Origin of the sequence: Methylobacterium fujisawaense (genome assembly GCF_039619325.1) — a bacterium.
Lineage (GTDB): Bacteria > Pseudomonadota > Alphaproteobacteria > Rhizobiales > Beijerinckiaceae > Methylobacterium > Methylobacterium fujisawaense.
This window is the reverse complement of record NZ_CP155000.1, coordinates 2,569,793-2,583,022: the sequence shown is the minus strand read 5'-3', so window position 1 is coordinate 2,583,022 and position 13,230 is coordinate 2,569,793. Positions and strand designations below refer to the sequence as shown.

Genomic DNA, 13,230 nt, shown 5'->3' with positions numbered 1-13,230 from the left:
GGAGCGCGGCGCAAGCCCCGGATTGGGGCTTCAGCCGGCCGCGCGATCCCTGGATTACGCCTTCGAGGCCCGCTTCGCGCTCACCTCAGGATGAGAGGGGGCGGGGAAGCGCCCGAGCCCGCCCTCAGAGCCGCGACACGTAGGCCGCCAGATCCTTGATGTCGGCCTCGCTCAGGCCCTGCGCCACCTCGTTCATGGCGGGATCGTAGCCGGGCCGGGCGTTCGACTTGTAGCCGGCGAGCGCCTTGGCGAGGTAGTCCTCGCGCTGTGCCCGGATCCGCGGGATCGCGTCCCGACCCGCGAGATCCGGTCCATGGCAGGAATTGCACTGGTGCTTGGCGACCAGTGCCTGGGCCCGTGCCGTCAGAGCCGCATCGGCCGGCGGACCGGACCAGGCGGGCGGCGGCAGCGTCGCCACCGCGTCGGCGTAGCTGCGCAGGTCGTCGTCGGAGAATCCGGCAGCCACCTCGTTCATCGGCGGCGCCTCCCGCTGCTTCTCCCGGAACTGGAAGAGCTGCGTCACCACGTAGTCCGGAAGCTGCCCCCCGAGCGAGGGCACGCCCTCCGTCGCAGACATGCCCGCACCGTGGCAGCCGAGACAGGGGGCGAGGCGCTCCTGCAGCGCCGCGTCCGGGGCGGCAAGCGCCGCACCCGTCAAGAGCAGCCCGCCGAGGGCAGGGGCCAGCCCGCGGATCGACCGGAGGTGGCGGCGCATCACCGGCCGTAGCTGACGCGGTAGATCGCGCCGTTGTAGTCGTCGGACACGAGCAGCGATCCGTCCTTGGCGACCAGCACGTCCACCGGGCGGCCGACATACTTGTTGTCCTGGAGGAAGCCGGTCAGGAACGGCTCCGTTGCCGCGGTCTTGCCGTCCGGTCCGGCCTTGGCCACGACCACGTCGCCGCCGAGCTTGGCGGTGCGGTTCCACGAGCCGTGCCGGGCGACGAACATCGCGTCCCGGTAGGCCTCCGGGAACTGCGTGCCGGTGTAGAACCGCAGGCCGAGGGAAGCCGTGTGCGGGCCGAGGAGCGCCGCCGGCGCGGTGAATTCCGAGCAGGAATGACCCCAGCCGTATTCCGGATCCGTGAACGTGCCCTGGTGGCAGTACGGATAGCCGAAATGCTGCTTGCCCGGCTCCGTGAGCACGTTCAGCTCGTCGTTCGGGATGTCCTCCGAGACCCAGTCGCGGCCGTTGTCGGTGAACCAGAGCTGCTTGGTCTTCGGGTTCCAGTCGAACCCGACGGTGTTGCGCACGCCGCGGGCGATCACCTCGGCGTTCTTGCCGTCGAGGTCCATGCGCCGGATCTGCGCGTGGGTGTCCGGCGGCATCACGATGTTGCCCGGGGCACCGACCGGCACGTAGAGCTTGTTGTCCGGGCCGATGGCGATGAACTTCCAGCCATGGGCCTCGTCCTTCGGCAGGTCGTCATAGACCAGGGTCGGCTTCGCCGCGCCGTCGAGGTGGTTCGCGATGTCGTCGTAGCGCCAGATCTTCGAGAGCTCGGCGACGTACAGCGCGCCGTCGTGGTAGGCGACGCCGTTCGGCCGGTGCAGGCCCGACGCGATGGTCTTCACCTCGCGCTTGCCGTCCCCATCCGCCTTCGGAAGCACCGCGTAGACCTTCCCCACCGTCCGGGTGCCCACGTACAGCGTGCCGTCCGGCGCCTGGGTCATCTCACGGGCATTGGCGAGGCCGCTGGCATAGACCTCGATCTTGAAGCCCTCCGGCACCTTCAGCTTGTCGAGCGGCAGCTTGGCGGCCGCGGCCGCCAACGGCGGCCCCGCCACCGGCGCGAGCTTGGCTGCGGCGCCGCCCTCGGGGCGGCCGTACAGCGCCGAACCGCGGTCGACCTGGACGCTGGGCAGCGGGGCCGCGGTGGCGGCCGTCTCCTGTGCCGCGGCGCGGCCGTTGTCCATCAGGCCGAAAGTGAGGCCGGCGAGGGCCACGGTGAGGCTGCGGATCAGGATCGGCTGGCGGATCGGCGTCATGGTGTCTCCCGGTGGGGACGGTCTCACGGACCGCCCGCTCGCTCTGCACTCTTTATTCAACGGTCGGCTGGACAGCGCGACCGGGATTGGGGGCGCCGAGGCGACACTCGGCGGCCGCCGTAACGCGGGCCGGGATTACGCGCGCTGCCGTGTCCTCCGCGACCGACGTCGGCTGCCGTGTCGGCTCACCTTGCGTTTTGGGCAATGATCTCCGAAAACGCCCCCCGTCCGGGAAGCTTAGGCTTGGCCGGGGCTGCCGGCCGTCCGCCGGAGCCCGGCCGACGCGGCGTTCCGATCCGGTTCGAGGACACGTATCGATGATCGATTACGCGCAGGCGCGGCGGATGATGGTCGACTGCCAGTTGCGGACCTTCGACGTGAACGACAACACGGTGCTCGACGCGTTCGACACCGTGCCGCGTGAGGACTTCGTGCCGAAGGGCCGCGAGCCCTTCGCGTATATCGACCAGACCCTGAGCCTCGGTGAGGCCGGCGGCGAGACCCGCTGCATGCCGGCCCCGATGGTCGTGGCCCGGATGATCCAGGCCCTGCGGATCCGGCCGGGCGTCGCCGCCCTCGACGTCGCCACCGGCACCGGCTACGCGGCGGCGGTCATGGCGCAGCTCGGCGCGCAGGTCACGGCGCTGGAATCGGTGCCCGACCTCGCCGAGGCGGCGCGCACCCGGCTCGGCGCCTCCGCACAGGTGATCGAAGGCCCAATCGCCGCCGGCGCGCCCAAGCAGGGGCCCTTCGACGTCATCCTGATCAACGGCCGCGTCGAGGTCCGGCCGCAGGCGCTGCTGAACCAGCTCAAGGATGACGGCCGCCTGGTCTGCGTGTTCGGCCCGCACCGCAACGCCAAGGTCACGCTCTTCGTGCGTGCCGGCGACGCGTTCGGGGCCCGTCCGCTGTTCGACGCGTCGCTGCCTGGTCTCGAGGCCTTCGCGGCGGAAGCCGGCTTCGCGTTCTGACACCGCGCACCGGATCACCCCCGCCTCCGTCCTTGCGGGCGGAACGGGTGGATCCGGGACGGGGCGCGCAGGCCGCGATCAGCCGAGCCTGTAATCCCCCAGCCGGGCCCGGCGGGCGCTCCGGCGATACGCCATGACCGAGTCGGGCCAGAGGGTGTTGTTGCGCCCGCTCGCGTCGAGGTACCAGCTGCGGCAGCCCCCGGCCTGCCAGATGCTGTCGGCCATGCGGCTGTGGATCCGGTCGACGAACCGGGCCTGCGCCTCCGGCCGGACCTCGACGGTCTTCGTCCCGCGGCGCAGGGCTTTGAGACAGTCGAGGACGTGCTGCACCTGGATCTCGATCATCGAGACGACCGAGTTGTGGCCGAGCCCGGTGTTGGGTCCGAGCAGCATAAAGTAGTTGGGAAACCCCGCGACCGTGATGCCCTGGTGGGTGCCCATGCCGTCGGCCCAGGCCTCGGTCAGAGTCCGGCCGCCGCGGCCGACGAGCTTCATCCGCGCGAAGGTCGCGGTCACGTCGAAGCCCGTGGCGTAGACGATCACGTCGAGGTCGTGGTGCCGTCCGGCCTCGGTGGTCACGCCGGTCTCGGTGAGCCGGGCGATGCCGTCCGTCTCCAGGGTGACGTTCGGGCGCTGGAGCGCGGGGTAGTAGTCGTCGGAGATCAGCACCCGCTTGCAGCCGAGCCGGTAGCTCGGCGTCAGCTTCGCCCTCAGGGTCTTGTCGGGGACCGCCTTGGCGAGATGGCGCCGGGCCAGAGCCTCGGCCTGACCGGTGAGCTTCGAGACCTTGGTGAAGCCGAGGAGCGCACGCACCTCGTGCAGCCAGAACAGCCGCGCCCGTTCGAGCCGCCGGCTGAACGGCAGGCGTCGGTAGCGGCTCTTGGTGCCCTCCGCGATGGCGTGGTCGTTCTTCGGCATGATCCAGGGCGGCGTGCGCTGGAACAGAGTCAGGTGGGACGCGATGGCGGCGAGCTCCGGCACCACCTGGATCGCGCTGGCGCCCGTGCCGATCACCCCGACGCGCTTGCCCTCGAGCGCCACGGCATGGTCCCAGGCCGCCGTGTGGAAGGCGGGCCCGGCGAACGCCTCGCGACCCGGGATGTCGGGATAGGCGGGATGATGCAGCCCGCCCATCCCGGAGACGATCGCGCGCGCCGTGATCGGCCCCCGGTCGGTCTCCACGTGCCACAGGGCGCGCGCCGCGTCCCACGTGGCCCCGGTGAAGGTCGTCCCTAGCTGGATCAGGGGCATCAGCCCGTTCCGCTCGGCGGTGTCCGTCAGGTAGGCCAGGATCTCCGGCTGCGGCGCGTACATCCGACTCCAGTCGGCCTTCGGGGCGAAGGACAGGGAGTAGAGGTGCGAGGGGATATCGCAGGCCGCCCCCGGATAGGTGTTGTCGTGCCACGTGCCGCCGATGCCGTCGGCCTTCTCGATCACCCGCAGCGGGCCGATGCCCGCCTGCCGGCACCGGATCGCCATCGCGAGCCCCGAGAAGCCCGCGCCGACGATCAGGACCGCCAGGGTCTCGGACGCGGTCTCGGTCATGGCAGAGGGCTCCCGGAGGGGGCGTGGGGCGCGTGCGCCTTCAGGAAGGCCGCGGCCTCGTCGAGGGAAGCCCGCGCCTCCGGCAGCATGCCGGCGGCGAATTGCCAGGCGTGGGACACGACCGGGAAGAGCTTGAGTTCGGTCTCGACGCCGGCCGCGCGGGCCCGCTCGGCCATGCGGACGGAATCGTCGCGCAGGACTTCGCGCGCGCCGACATGGAACAGCAGCGGCGGGAAGCCGGTCGGGTCGCCGTAGATCGGCGAGATTCGCGGATCGGCCGGATCGGCGCCGCCCAGATACATCGGCCGGATCGCCGCGAGGGCCTGCGGGTCGAACATGGCATCGCGCCATGCATTTGAAACCCGTGACCCGTCCTCGGAGACGAAATCCGTGGCGGGGGAGAAGAGGGCCGCCGCCCAGGGCATCGGCAGACCCCTGGCGCGGGCTTCGCCCATCAGCACGAGGGCGAGGTTTCCGCCGGCCGATTCCCCCGCCACGCAGGCGGCGCCCTCGGCGCTGAACGCCGCCCAGACCGCCGTCACGTCGTCGACCGCCGCGGGGAACGGATGCTCGGGGGCGAGGCGGTAATCGGGGGCGAAGATCGTGAAGCCCCGGTTCGCCAGGGCGCCCGTGACGGGACGGTGCGTCCGGGGCGAGCAGGCGATGAAGCCGCCGCCATGGATGTAGAGCATCCGCCGGCCGGGACCCGCCTTCGGCCGGATCCACTCGCCTTTGACCCCGCCGACGATGCCCGGCTCATAGGTCACGCCCTTGGGGTCCGGGAAGGCCGGCGCCTCGAAGATGCGGCGGAACGCGGCCACGTCCCGCGCCCGTGCCAGAGGCCCCCGGACCCGGCTTCGGACCATGTAGGCCCCGAGATACGCACGCAGGCTCGCCATCTCAGAGCGCCCCTCCGGACAGACGCACGATCGTCTTCCAGTAGCCCACCGGCATCAGCCGCTGGATCAGCGCGGCATTCTTGGCGTCCTTGCCGACGACGATCCGAGGCGCCCGGGCCTCGATGCCGCGGATGATCGCGGCGGCCGCGTCGGCGGGCGCCAGGGTCAGGAGCTTGCCGAACGCCTCTCGCGCCTTCTCGTCCTCCACGGACGCGCGCTTCGCCGCCTCCGGATCGGTCGGCGGCCGCCGGCCGCGGGCGTTGCGCGAGATGGCGGTGGCGACACCGCCCGGATGGACCACCGTCACCCCGAGTCCGGTGCCGGCATATTCGTGCCGCAGGGCCTCCGAGAAGCCGCGCACCCCGAACTTGCTGGTGCTGTAGGCGACCTGACCCGGCGGCGCGATCAGCCCGAACAGGCTCGACAGGTTGACGATCTGCGCCGCCGGCCGGGCACGCAGCATCGGCAGGAAGGCGTGGCACATCCGCACGACGGCGCGCAGGTTGATGTCGAGCAGCCACTCGAAATCGTCGAGATGCGTCTCGTCGAACCGGCCGCCGAGGGCGACGCCGGCATTGTTGATCAGAATGTCGAGATGCCCGGACCGTTCTGCGACCCAGTCCGGCAGCGCGCGGATCCCTTCGGCATCCGTGAGATCGAGGACGCGGGTCTCGACCGAGACGCCGCGGATCTTGCCGGCGGTGGCCGCCAGCCCGGTCGCGTCCCGGTCCACGAGGAGAAGATTGCAGCCCTTCGCGGCGAGGCCTTCGGCCAGGGCCGCACCGATGCCGCTCGCCGCGCCGGTGATCAGGGCCACCGCGCCCGCGAGTTGGAACCGCTGTGCCAAACCGCGCCTCCCCGTACCGTCGACCTGGATCGGTCTTCAGGGGGATAGGCCCGGCCGGCCTGATTGTCTAGGGTGAACACCCTAGACGAGGATGGGATCATGCCGCGGGGCGAGGGCCGCAGGTTCGACTTCGATGTGGAGGCCAGCCCGGAGGCCGGTCCTGCCGTGCCGATCCCGGATACGCGCACGCGAATCCTCGCAGTCAGCCTCGCGCTGTTCAACGCCCGCGGGCTCGGCCGTGTCACGACGGCGGAGATCGCGGCCGCGGCGGGGATCCGCGAGGGCAATCTGCAGTATCACTTTCCGCGCAAGAGCGGTTTGGTCGAAGCCGTGTTCGCCGCCTTCGAGGCGGAGGCCCTGGCGGTGGCCGGCCGCATGCCCGCCGACCCCGCCGCTCCGGACGCGTTGCTCGGCTACCAGCGGGCGTGGTTCGACCTGATCTGGCGCTACCGCTGCATCTACCGCGACGGGATCGCCATGGTGGACATCGCCCCGGCACTGCGCCCGCGGATCCATGCCCTGCGGGCCGAGACCCAGGCGCTGGCCCGCGGTGTCTTCGAGGCGGCCGTGCGGGCGGGACGGCTGCGGATCGCGCCGGAGGCCCTCGGGCGGCTCATCGACAATGCCTGGATCGTGTCCAGCCACTGGATGAACCATCGCCTCCAGGGGGGCACCACCCTGACGGAGGCCGATCTGGACTGGGGCTTCGCGCAGCTCCGCGACCTGTTCGCCCCCTATCTCACACCGGACAGCCCGGATTGACGGCGTCTGGCCTGAACCTTCCATAGGCTCCGGCCAAGCTCGGAGCCGAAGGACGCGATGCTCGACCGCCTGATCCATGCCGGCCTCAGCCTTCTGGTGCTGCTCGCCGTCGCCATCCTGTTCTCGACCAATCGGCGGGCGATCCGTCTCCGCGTGGTGCTCGCCGGGCTGGCCCTGCAGGTGGGGCTCGGTGCTCTGGTCCTGTTTCTTCCCGCCGGGCAGGCCGCGCTGCGGGCTGTCGCCGACGCGGTCGTGACCGTGCTGTCCTACGGCGATCGCGGCACCGCCTTCCTGTTCGGCGGTCTCGTCGAGCCGAGGATGTTCGAGCTGTTCGGCGGCTCGGGCTTCATCCTGGCGCTGCGGGTCCTGCCGCAGATCCTCTATGTCTCCGCGCTCATCGGCGTGCTCTACCATCTCGGCGTGATGCAGGCGCTGGCTCGCCTCCTCGGCGCGGCGCTCCGGCGGATTCTGGGCACGTCACCCATCGAGTCGTTCTCGGCGGTGATCACCATCGCCATCGGCCAGAGCGAGATCGCCGTCGCGCTGCGCCCGTTCCTCGCCCTGCTCACCGGGGCCGAGTTGTTCGCCGTCATGTCGAGCGGCGCCGCGTCCACGGCAGGATCGATCCTGGCGGGCTACGCGGCCCTCGGCGTGCCCATGACCTACCTGCTCGCCGCCTCGGTGATGGCGATCCCGGGGGGCCTCGTCTACGCCAAGATCCTGATGCCATCGACGGAGCCGACCCGGATCACCACCACCCGGGTCGAGTTCGGCGAGACGCGGGCGGCCAACATCATCGAGGCGGCGGCCGACGGGACCCAGAAAGGGCTCGCGGTGGCGGTCTCGGTAGGGGCCATGCTGATCGCCTTCGTCGGGCTGATCGCCCTGGCGGACGGCCTCTTCGGCATGCTGGGCGGATGGGTCGGGTATCCCGCCGCCTCGTTCGAGGGCGTGCTCGGCTGGGCCCTCGCCCCGCTGGCCTGGCTCCTCGGCGTGCCCTGGGAGCAGGCGACCCTGGTGGGCGGGGCGATCGGCCAGAAGCTCGCCTTCAACGAGTTCCTGGCCTACGCCAACCTGTCGCCGGTCCTGAAGGCCGGCACGCTCGAGCCGCGCGCGCAGGCGATCGTCTGCTTCGCCCTGTGCGGCTTCGCCAACTTCGCCTCGATCGCGATCCAGCTCGCGAGCTTCTCCAGCCTCGTCCCGGAGCGCCGCGCCGAGGTGGCCCGGTACGGCCTGCGGGCGATCCTGGCGGGGACGCTGTCGAATCTCACGAGCGCGGCGATCGCGGGGCTGTTCGTGGCGTGAAAGATCAGATGCCCGTCCGCGCCACGAGCAGCAGTGCGTTCGGGCGCGTCCGTTTCGGCACCGGCAGGCAGCGGTCGAGGACCGACCCGACGCCGTAGGCGAAGGCGAGCGCCAGCGCCCAGGACCACGTCCGCCGGAAGAAGCGGTCGCGGCAGCGGACGGGGCTGGCCTTGGCCATCCAGTGAATCAGCGAATCGTGCCGGTCCATGCCGATGGCATGGACCGCCTCGGCGGTGCAGCCCAAGGTGCCGGCCAGCGCCTCGAGAGCGGTGGGCGTCCACCACGTCAGATGGTGGGGCGGCGCGTTGATGACGAAGTTCGGGATCGTGGTGTTGGGCGAGGGCCAGAGCGGCGTCCCGATCAGAATCAGGCCGCCCGGCTTGACGCAGGCCGCCAGCGCCCGGGCGAATCCCAGCGGGTCCGCCACATGCTCGATGACTTGGAAGGCGCAGGCCACGTCGTAGACCGGACCGAGGCGCGCCGCATGCGCCTCCACGGTCTCGGCGAGGATCGTCCCGGTCGGGTCCTCGGCGGAAAAATTCGGGTCGAGGCCGGTATAGGTGGCCTCCGGCACATAGGCGCGGAAACCGCCGTGGCCGCAGCCCACGTCGAGCACCCGGGCACCCGACGGCACATGCGTGGCGGCCTGGCGGAACTCCAGGCGCTCCGTCTCCGGCCCGGCGAGCTTATCGTGCGCGGCGATCCGGCCGTAGAACGCCCGGTAGAAGGCCGCATCGCCAGCCACCGGCGGATCGAAGAAGATCAGCCCGGTCGGTGATTCCCAGAGCCGGAACGTCCCGGCGGGGCGCAGCAGCGGCCCGACATCGACGCGGCCGGAATAGTGCCAGAGCAGCGTCAGGAAGGCGGCGTCCAGGCGCTCGACGCAGCGCAGGGCGGGGGCACCGGTGATCGGGCAGGGTGGGATCGCTTGATCGGCCGAATACGCAGTGTCCGCCAAACCCGTTCTCGCTCGCTCTGCAGGCTCACATGGCCCGGTGGCGGTTCAGCGGCACGGTTTGGTGTGGCAGGTCAAGCCGAGGCGCAGCATGTCTTGCGCGCACAAAAGAAAAGCGCCGCTTCCGATGAAGCGGCGCCCCAGAACGTGATGTCGACGTCTCAGTTGAACGTGTCGATCTCAGCCGACTCGTAGCTGGTGACTTCCATGCCGACGCAGATCTCAGACACGACGGGGGCGGACCAAGCCATGATTTCCTCCAAGTGAATTGACGCGATGAATGAAGAAGCCGCGAAGGCCGGAGCGTCGGGCGCTCCGAACCGTGAGCGACTTAGTTGAACGTATCGATCTCAGCCGACTCGTAGCTGGTGACTTCCATGCCGACGCAGATCTCGGACACGATCGGGGCGGACCAGGCCATGGCGTTTCTCCTCGCTGTTGGTGAGTTCCATATAGGCAATATCTTGGACGCAATACAAGTGAGCACAACACTTATATTTCTCATAGGGTGGGTCGCTGGCCGGCGGGGCCCACCCGTCCGTGGCCGCGCGGCCACCCGACGGAGCGTCGTTCGGCATCGGCTGCGGATGGGCGCTGTTTCGGCTTGACGGGCCTCTTGCTCGGGCGCACGACGCACCCGCGCGACGGCGTCTTCGACGGTGCCGCGTTCCCTTTCCAGCAGCGACCAGCGAAGCGACGTGCCCGACCGATCGTGCCTGCCGTGCCCGGCCCCGTGCCGTCATCCCGCCTGAGCCGCTGAGAGGCCTGGCCGCGGGGCGATCGACGCGGCGGCCGGCCACGGCCCTGACCTAGGATGACCGGCGACGCGTCGCCTCGTAACCCACGAGGCGAGGCCATGAACGAGATCGCGCCCTTCGACACGCGAGTCGATCCCTCCGTCTTGGCCGCACGTCTTTCGGACGAACGGGCGCCCGACATCGTCGAAGCGCTGAACGACGAGGCTCCGGAGGTTGCAGCCGCCATCCTGCTCGGTCTGCCGACGGAGCGGGCGATCGAGGTGCTGGACCAGCCGGAACTCGACTGCGCCGCCGACATCATCGAGATGCTGCCCCGGGATCGGGTGGCCGGCTACCTGTCGGGCATGTCGGCCGACCGGGTCACGGACGTGTTCCGCGAGATCGAGGAGCCCGGCCGCTCCGACCTGCGCGCGCGCCTCGACGCCGAGACCCGCGGCGCCGTGGACCGGCTCTCGGCCTACGGCGAGGAGACCGTGGGCTCGCTGATGACCACGGAGTTCGTCACCGTGCCGGGCACCTGGACGGTGGGCCAGACCCTGGAGCACATCCGCCATGTGGAGAAGACCCGCGAGACGATCTACGCGATCTTCGTGCTCGACCCGCGCACCCGCGCGTTGACCAAGGCGGTGCCCCTGCGGCGGCTGATCTCGGGCGATCCGAGCGACAACGTCCTCAGCGTCGCGCCGGGACGCCGGCCCCTCGCCGTCTCGCCGACGGCCAGCCGCGAGGAGGCGGCCCGACTGATCTCGAAATACGATCTTCTCGCGCTGCCGGTGGTCGACGCGGTCGGGCACGTGATCGGCATCGTCACGGTCGACGACATGATCGACGCGATGATCGAGAAGCAGACGCAGGACGTGCAGCGCTTCGGCGGCATGGAGGCGCTGCCCGAGCCCTACATGGATATCGGCTTCTTCACGATGATCCGGAAGCGCGCCGGCTGGCTGTGCGCGCTGTTCCTGTCGGAGATGCTCACCGCCTCGGCCATGCAGGGCTTCGAGGGGGAACTGGAGAAGGCGATCGTCCTGACGCTGTTCATCCCGCTGATCATGAGTTCGGGGGGCAATTCCGGATCTCAGGCGACCTCGCTGCTGATCCGGGCGCTGGCCCTGCACCAGATCCGGCTGCGGGACTGGTGGCGGGTGGCCCTGCGGGAGCTGCCCACCGGGATCGTGCTCGGGGCGATCCTCGGGGTGATCGCGGTCATCCGCATCGTCGCGTGGCAGAAGTTCGGCCTCTACGATTACGGCGAGCACTGGCCGCTGGTGGCCGCAACGGTGGGCGCGGCGCTCGTCGGGATCGTGACATTCGGATCGCTCGCCGGCTCGATGCTGCCCTTCCTGTTGCAGCGGATCGGCTTCGATCCGGCCACCGCCTCGGCGCCGTTCGTGGCGACGCTGGTCGATGTCACCGGACTCGTCATCTATTTCTCGGTGGCCCTGCTGATCCTGCGCGGGACGCTGCTGTAGGGGGCGTCCGGTCCGGCAAGACTCGGCAACACCCGATCCCTCCCCCCGACCCTCTCTCGGACGGGAGAGGGGGCCTGTTGCGGCGCCCTCGAAACGCCGGGGCGAACCAGCGGGCGGCGGCGCCGGTCAACCGGCCGCAGCCGCGGCGAGCCGCTTGCGCTGGACCTTGCCGTTGGGCGTGCGCGGCAGGGCGTCGAGGAAGCGGATTTCCCGCGGCCGCTTGTAGGCGGCGAGCCGCTCGGCGCACCAGGCCAGCAGGCCCTCCGCGTCGGGCTCGGCGTCCGGCTGGAGCACCACGAAACCGCAGATGACCGAGACGTCTGCCCGCACAGGCAGTTCGGCCACGCCGACCTCCGCCACGGACGGGTGGTCGGACAGCACCGCCTCGACCTCGTTGGGCGAGACCCGGTAGCCCATCGCCTTCATCAGGTCGTTGTTGCGGCCTTCGAACCAGAGGTAGCCGTCCGCGTCGAGCCGGGCGAGATCGCCGCCGACGAACCAGTCGCCGCGCATCACCTCGGCCTCTTCCTCGGGGCGATTCCAGTAGCCGAGCATCAGCGCCGGCTCGGTCCGATGGACGGCGAGGAGGCCGCTCTCGCCGGCCGGCAGCGGGACCGGCTCGCCCTCGACGGGCAGGATCGCCACCCGCCGACCGGGCTGCGGCTTGCCCGGCGAGCCGGGACGGACGGGAATCGTCGGTCCGCTGGAGATGTAGGTCGAGATCTCGCTCATCCCGAGCGCCTCGTAGAGGGGCTTGCCGGTGGCCTGCCGCCAGGCATCGAGCAGCTCCACCGAGAGGGGCTCGCCCGCCGTGCAGCCGTGGCGCAGACTCGACAGGTCCTGGGCGCCGAGGTCGCCGTATTTGAGGATCTGGCGGTAGAGCGTCGGGACGGCGGCGAACAGGGTCGCGCCGTACCGGGCGATCAGGCGCGGCCAGACGGCGGGATCGCGTGGACCGTTGTAGAGCACCGCCGTCGCGCCCACCGACCAGGGATCGCTCAAGCCGACGCCCAGCGTGTAGGTCCAGTTCATGGTGCCGGCATGCAGCATCACGTCGGATTCGGTGAGGCCGAGCCAGTGGTCGCGCATCGGCCGGCGGCCGTAGGTGGCGCGGTGGGCGTGGAGCACGCCCTTCGGCCGGCTCGTCGTGCCGGAGGTGTAGATCAGCATCGCCGGGTCGTCCGCGGCGGTGTCGGCGTAGGCCGGCAGGGGCGGCCCCGCCTTCATCCGCGCGATGGCGGCGGCGTCGAGCAGGAGGCGTCCGCCCAGGGCCTCGGGCGCGACCGTGCAGCCGCCTCCGATCACCACCGCGGCGGCGCCGGAATTGTCCATGAGGAACGCCGCCTCGCCCGCGGTGAGCTGCGGCGAGGAGGGCAGGGCGACGAGGCCCGCCGCCAGGGCCCCGAAATAGACGAGGACGTAGTCGGCCTCGTTGCCCATGCGGATCATCACCCGGTCGCCGGGTTCCAGGCCGAGATCCAGCAGGCCCGCCGCGATGCCGCGCACCGCCCGCTCGACGTCGCCGAAACTCAGCCGCCCCGCGGTGCCGTCCCCGACCATCACGAGCGCCGTCTTGTCGGGGCGCAGGCGCGCATTCTCGGCCAGGCAGTACCGCGCGGCGTTGAACCGCGCGGGCGGGTGACGGTCGTTGGCAAGGCTGTCGGGCACCGGGCGCTCCCCGTATTCGGGCTTTCGGCCGGGTGTCCCGCCTGCGCGGGCGGCCGTCAACC

13 protein-coding genes are annotated in these 13,230 nt (G+C 70.7%); 4 read left to right on the top strand and 9 right to left on the bottom strand.

Features of this window, described 5'->3' with window-relative positions; all coding sequences use genetic code 11:
* Positions 1–124: 124 nt before the first annotated feature.
* Positions 125–715 carry a c-type cytochrome gene (locus tag ABC766_RS12185; protein ID WP_345822342.1) on the bottom strand — a complete coding sequence of 197 codons (591 nt, stop codon included), beginning with the start codon at positions 713–715 and terminating at the stop codon, positions 125–127.
* Positions 715–1,989, bottom strand: a complete 1,275-nt coding sequence (locus ABC766_RS12180; RefSeq protein WP_345822341.1) for a PQQ-dependent sugar dehydrogenase — start codon at positions 1,987–1,989, stop codon at positions 715–717. The genes ABC766_RS12185 and ABC766_RS12180 overlap by 1 nt, the downstream gene beginning before the upstream one ends.
* A gap of 317 nt (positions 1,990–2,306) precedes the next feature.
* On the opposite strand from ABC766_RS12180, the gene ABC766_RS12175 reads away from it, so the two are divergent.
* Entirely contained in the window at positions 2,307–2,960 is a 654-nt protein-coding gene (locus ABC766_RS12175; RefSeq protein ID WP_043349657.1) for a protein-L-isoaspartate O-methyltransferase family protein, read from the top strand.
* 78 nt (positions 2,961–3,038) lie between these two features.
* Here ABC766_RS12175 and ABC766_RS12170 read toward each other — a convergent pair whose 3' ends face one another.
* From ABC766_RS12170 to ABC766_RS12160, 3 genes are read right to left on the bottom strand one after another with little or no spacing between them, the layout of a single operon-like run.
* On the bottom strand, positions 3,039–4,505 hold the full coding sequence (locus tag ABC766_RS12170; RefSeq protein ID WP_345822340.1) for an NAD(P)/FAD-dependent oxidoreductase: 1,467 nt from the start codon (positions 4,503–4,505) through the stop codon (positions 3,039–3,041).
* Positions 4,502–5,404 carry an alpha/beta hydrolase gene (locus ABC766_RS12165; protein ID WP_043387506.1) on the bottom strand — a complete coding sequence of 301 codons (903 nt, stop codon included), beginning with the start codon at positions 5,402–5,404 and terminating at the stop codon, positions 4,502–4,504. Before ABC766_RS12165 ends, ABC766_RS12170 begins: the two co-directional genes overlap by 4 nt.
* 1 nt (position 5,405) lies before the next feature.
* The gene (locus tag ABC766_RS12160) at positions 5,406–6,251 is read right to left on the bottom strand and encodes an SDR family NAD(P)-dependent oxidoreductase (RefSeq protein WP_053611149.1); all 846 of its coding nucleotides are present in this window, start codon (positions 6,249–6,251) and stop codon (positions 5,406–5,408) included.
* A gap of 99 nt (positions 6,252–6,350) precedes the next feature.
* Here ABC766_RS12160 and ABC766_RS12155 point away from each other — a divergent pair, with 99 nt between their 5' ends.
* Together ABC766_RS12155 and ABC766_RS12150 are read left to right on the top strand one after the other, a co-directional pair.
* Positions 6,351–7,013, top strand: coding sequence for a TetR/AcrR family transcriptional regulator (locus tag ABC766_RS12155; RefSeq protein WP_345822339.1), 663 nt, complete (start codon positions 6,351–6,353; stop codon positions 7,011–7,013).
* Between the two features lie 57 nt (positions 7,014–7,070).
* Complete coding sequence (locus tag ABC766_RS12150; RefSeq protein WP_053611150.1) at positions 7,071–8,318, top strand: NupC/NupG family nucleoside CNT transporter; 1,248 nt, start codon at positions 7,071–7,073, stop codon at positions 8,316–8,318.
* A 4-nt stretch (positions 8,319–8,322) separates the two neighbouring features.
* Here the strand turns inward: ABC766_RS12150 and ABC766_RS12145 are convergent, their stop codons facing one another.
* The 3 genes from ABC766_RS12145 to pqqA (ABC766_RS12135) all read right to left on the bottom strand — a co-directional run bounded on the left by ABC766_RS12145 (position 8,323) and on the right by pqqA (ABC766_RS12135) (position 9,694).
* Positions 8,323–9,276 carry a class I SAM-dependent methyltransferase gene (locus ABC766_RS12145; RefSeq protein ID WP_345822338.1) on the bottom strand — a complete coding sequence of 318 codons (954 nt, stop codon included), beginning with the start codon at positions 9,274–9,276 and terminating at the stop codon, positions 8,323–8,325.
* A 158-nt stretch (positions 9,277–9,434) separates the two neighbouring features.
* Positions 9,435–9,524, bottom strand: coding sequence for a pyrroloquinoline quinone precursor peptide PqqA (pqqA, locus tag ABC766_RS12140; protein ID WP_007559225.1), 90 nt, complete (start codon positions 9,522–9,524; stop codon positions 9,435–9,437).
* Between the two features lie 80 nt (positions 9,525–9,604).
* The gene (gene pqqA / locus ABC766_RS12135; RefSeq protein WP_007559223.1) at positions 9,605–9,694 is read right to left on the bottom strand and encodes a pyrroloquinoline quinone precursor peptide PqqA; all 90 of its coding nucleotides are present in this window, start codon (positions 9,692–9,694) and stop codon (positions 9,605–9,607) included.
* A 435-nt stretch (positions 9,695–10,129) separates the two neighbouring features.
* Here pqqA (ABC766_RS12135) and mgtE point away from each other — a divergent pair, with 435 nt between their 5' ends.
* On the top strand, positions 10,130–11,500 hold the full coding sequence (gene mgtE / locus ABC766_RS12130) for a magnesium transporter (protein ID WP_043387512.1): 1,371 nt from the start codon (positions 10,130–10,132) through the stop codon (positions 11,498–11,500).
* 126 nt (positions 11,501–11,626) lie between these two features.
* Here the strand turns inward: mgtE and ABC766_RS12125 are convergent, their stop codons facing one another.
* On the bottom strand, positions 11,627–13,168 hold the full coding sequence (locus ABC766_RS12125) for an acyl-CoA synthetase (RefSeq protein ID WP_345822337.1): 1,542 nt from the start codon (positions 13,166–13,168) through the stop codon (positions 11,627–11,629).
* Positions 13,169–13,230: the final 62 nt, after the last annotated feature.

What these genes read in the sequence shown, in the direction of transcription:
- ABC766_RS12185 (WP_345822342.1), bottom strand. Translation starts at nt 715, where the DNA reads ATGCGCCGCCACCTCCGGTCGATCCGCGGGCTGGCCCCTGCCCTCGGC.
- ABC766_RS12180 (WP_345822341.1), bottom strand. Translation starts at nt 1,989, where the DNA reads ATGACGCCGATCCGCCAGCCGATCCTGATCCGCAGCCTCACCGTGGCC.
- ABC766_RS12175 (WP_043349657.1), top strand. Translation starts at nt 2,307, where the DNA reads ATGATCGATTACGCGCAGGCGCGGCGGATGATGGTCGACTGCCAGTTG.
- ABC766_RS12170 (WP_345822340.1), bottom strand. Translation starts at nt 4,505, where the DNA reads ATGACCGAGACCGCGTCCGAGACCCTGGCGGTCCTGATCGTCGGCGCG.
- ABC766_RS12165 (WP_043387506.1), bottom strand. Translation starts at nt 5,404, where the DNA reads ATGGCGAGCCTGCGTGCGTATCTCGGGGCCTACATGGTCCGAAGCCGG.
- ABC766_RS12155 (WP_345822339.1), top strand. Translation starts at nt 6,351, where the DNA reads ATGCCGCGGGGCGAGGGCCGCAGGTTCGACTTCGATGTGGAGGCCAGC.
- ABC766_RS12150 (WP_053611150.1), top strand. Translation starts at nt 7,071, where the DNA reads ATGCTCGACCGCCTGATCCATGCCGGCCTCAGCCTTCTGGTGCTGCTC.
- pqqA (WP_007559225.1), bottom strand. Translation starts at nt 9,524, where the DNA reads ATGGCTTGGTCCGCCCCCGTCGTGTCTGAGATCTGCGTCGGCATGGAA.
- pqqA (WP_007559223.1), bottom strand. Translation starts at nt 9,694, where the DNA reads ATGGCCTGGTCCGCCCCGATCGTGTCCGAGATCTGCGTCGGCATGGAA.
- mgtE (WP_043387512.1), top strand. Translation starts at nt 10,130, where the DNA reads ATGAACGAGATCGCGCCCTTCGACACGCGAGTCGATCCCTCCGTCTTG.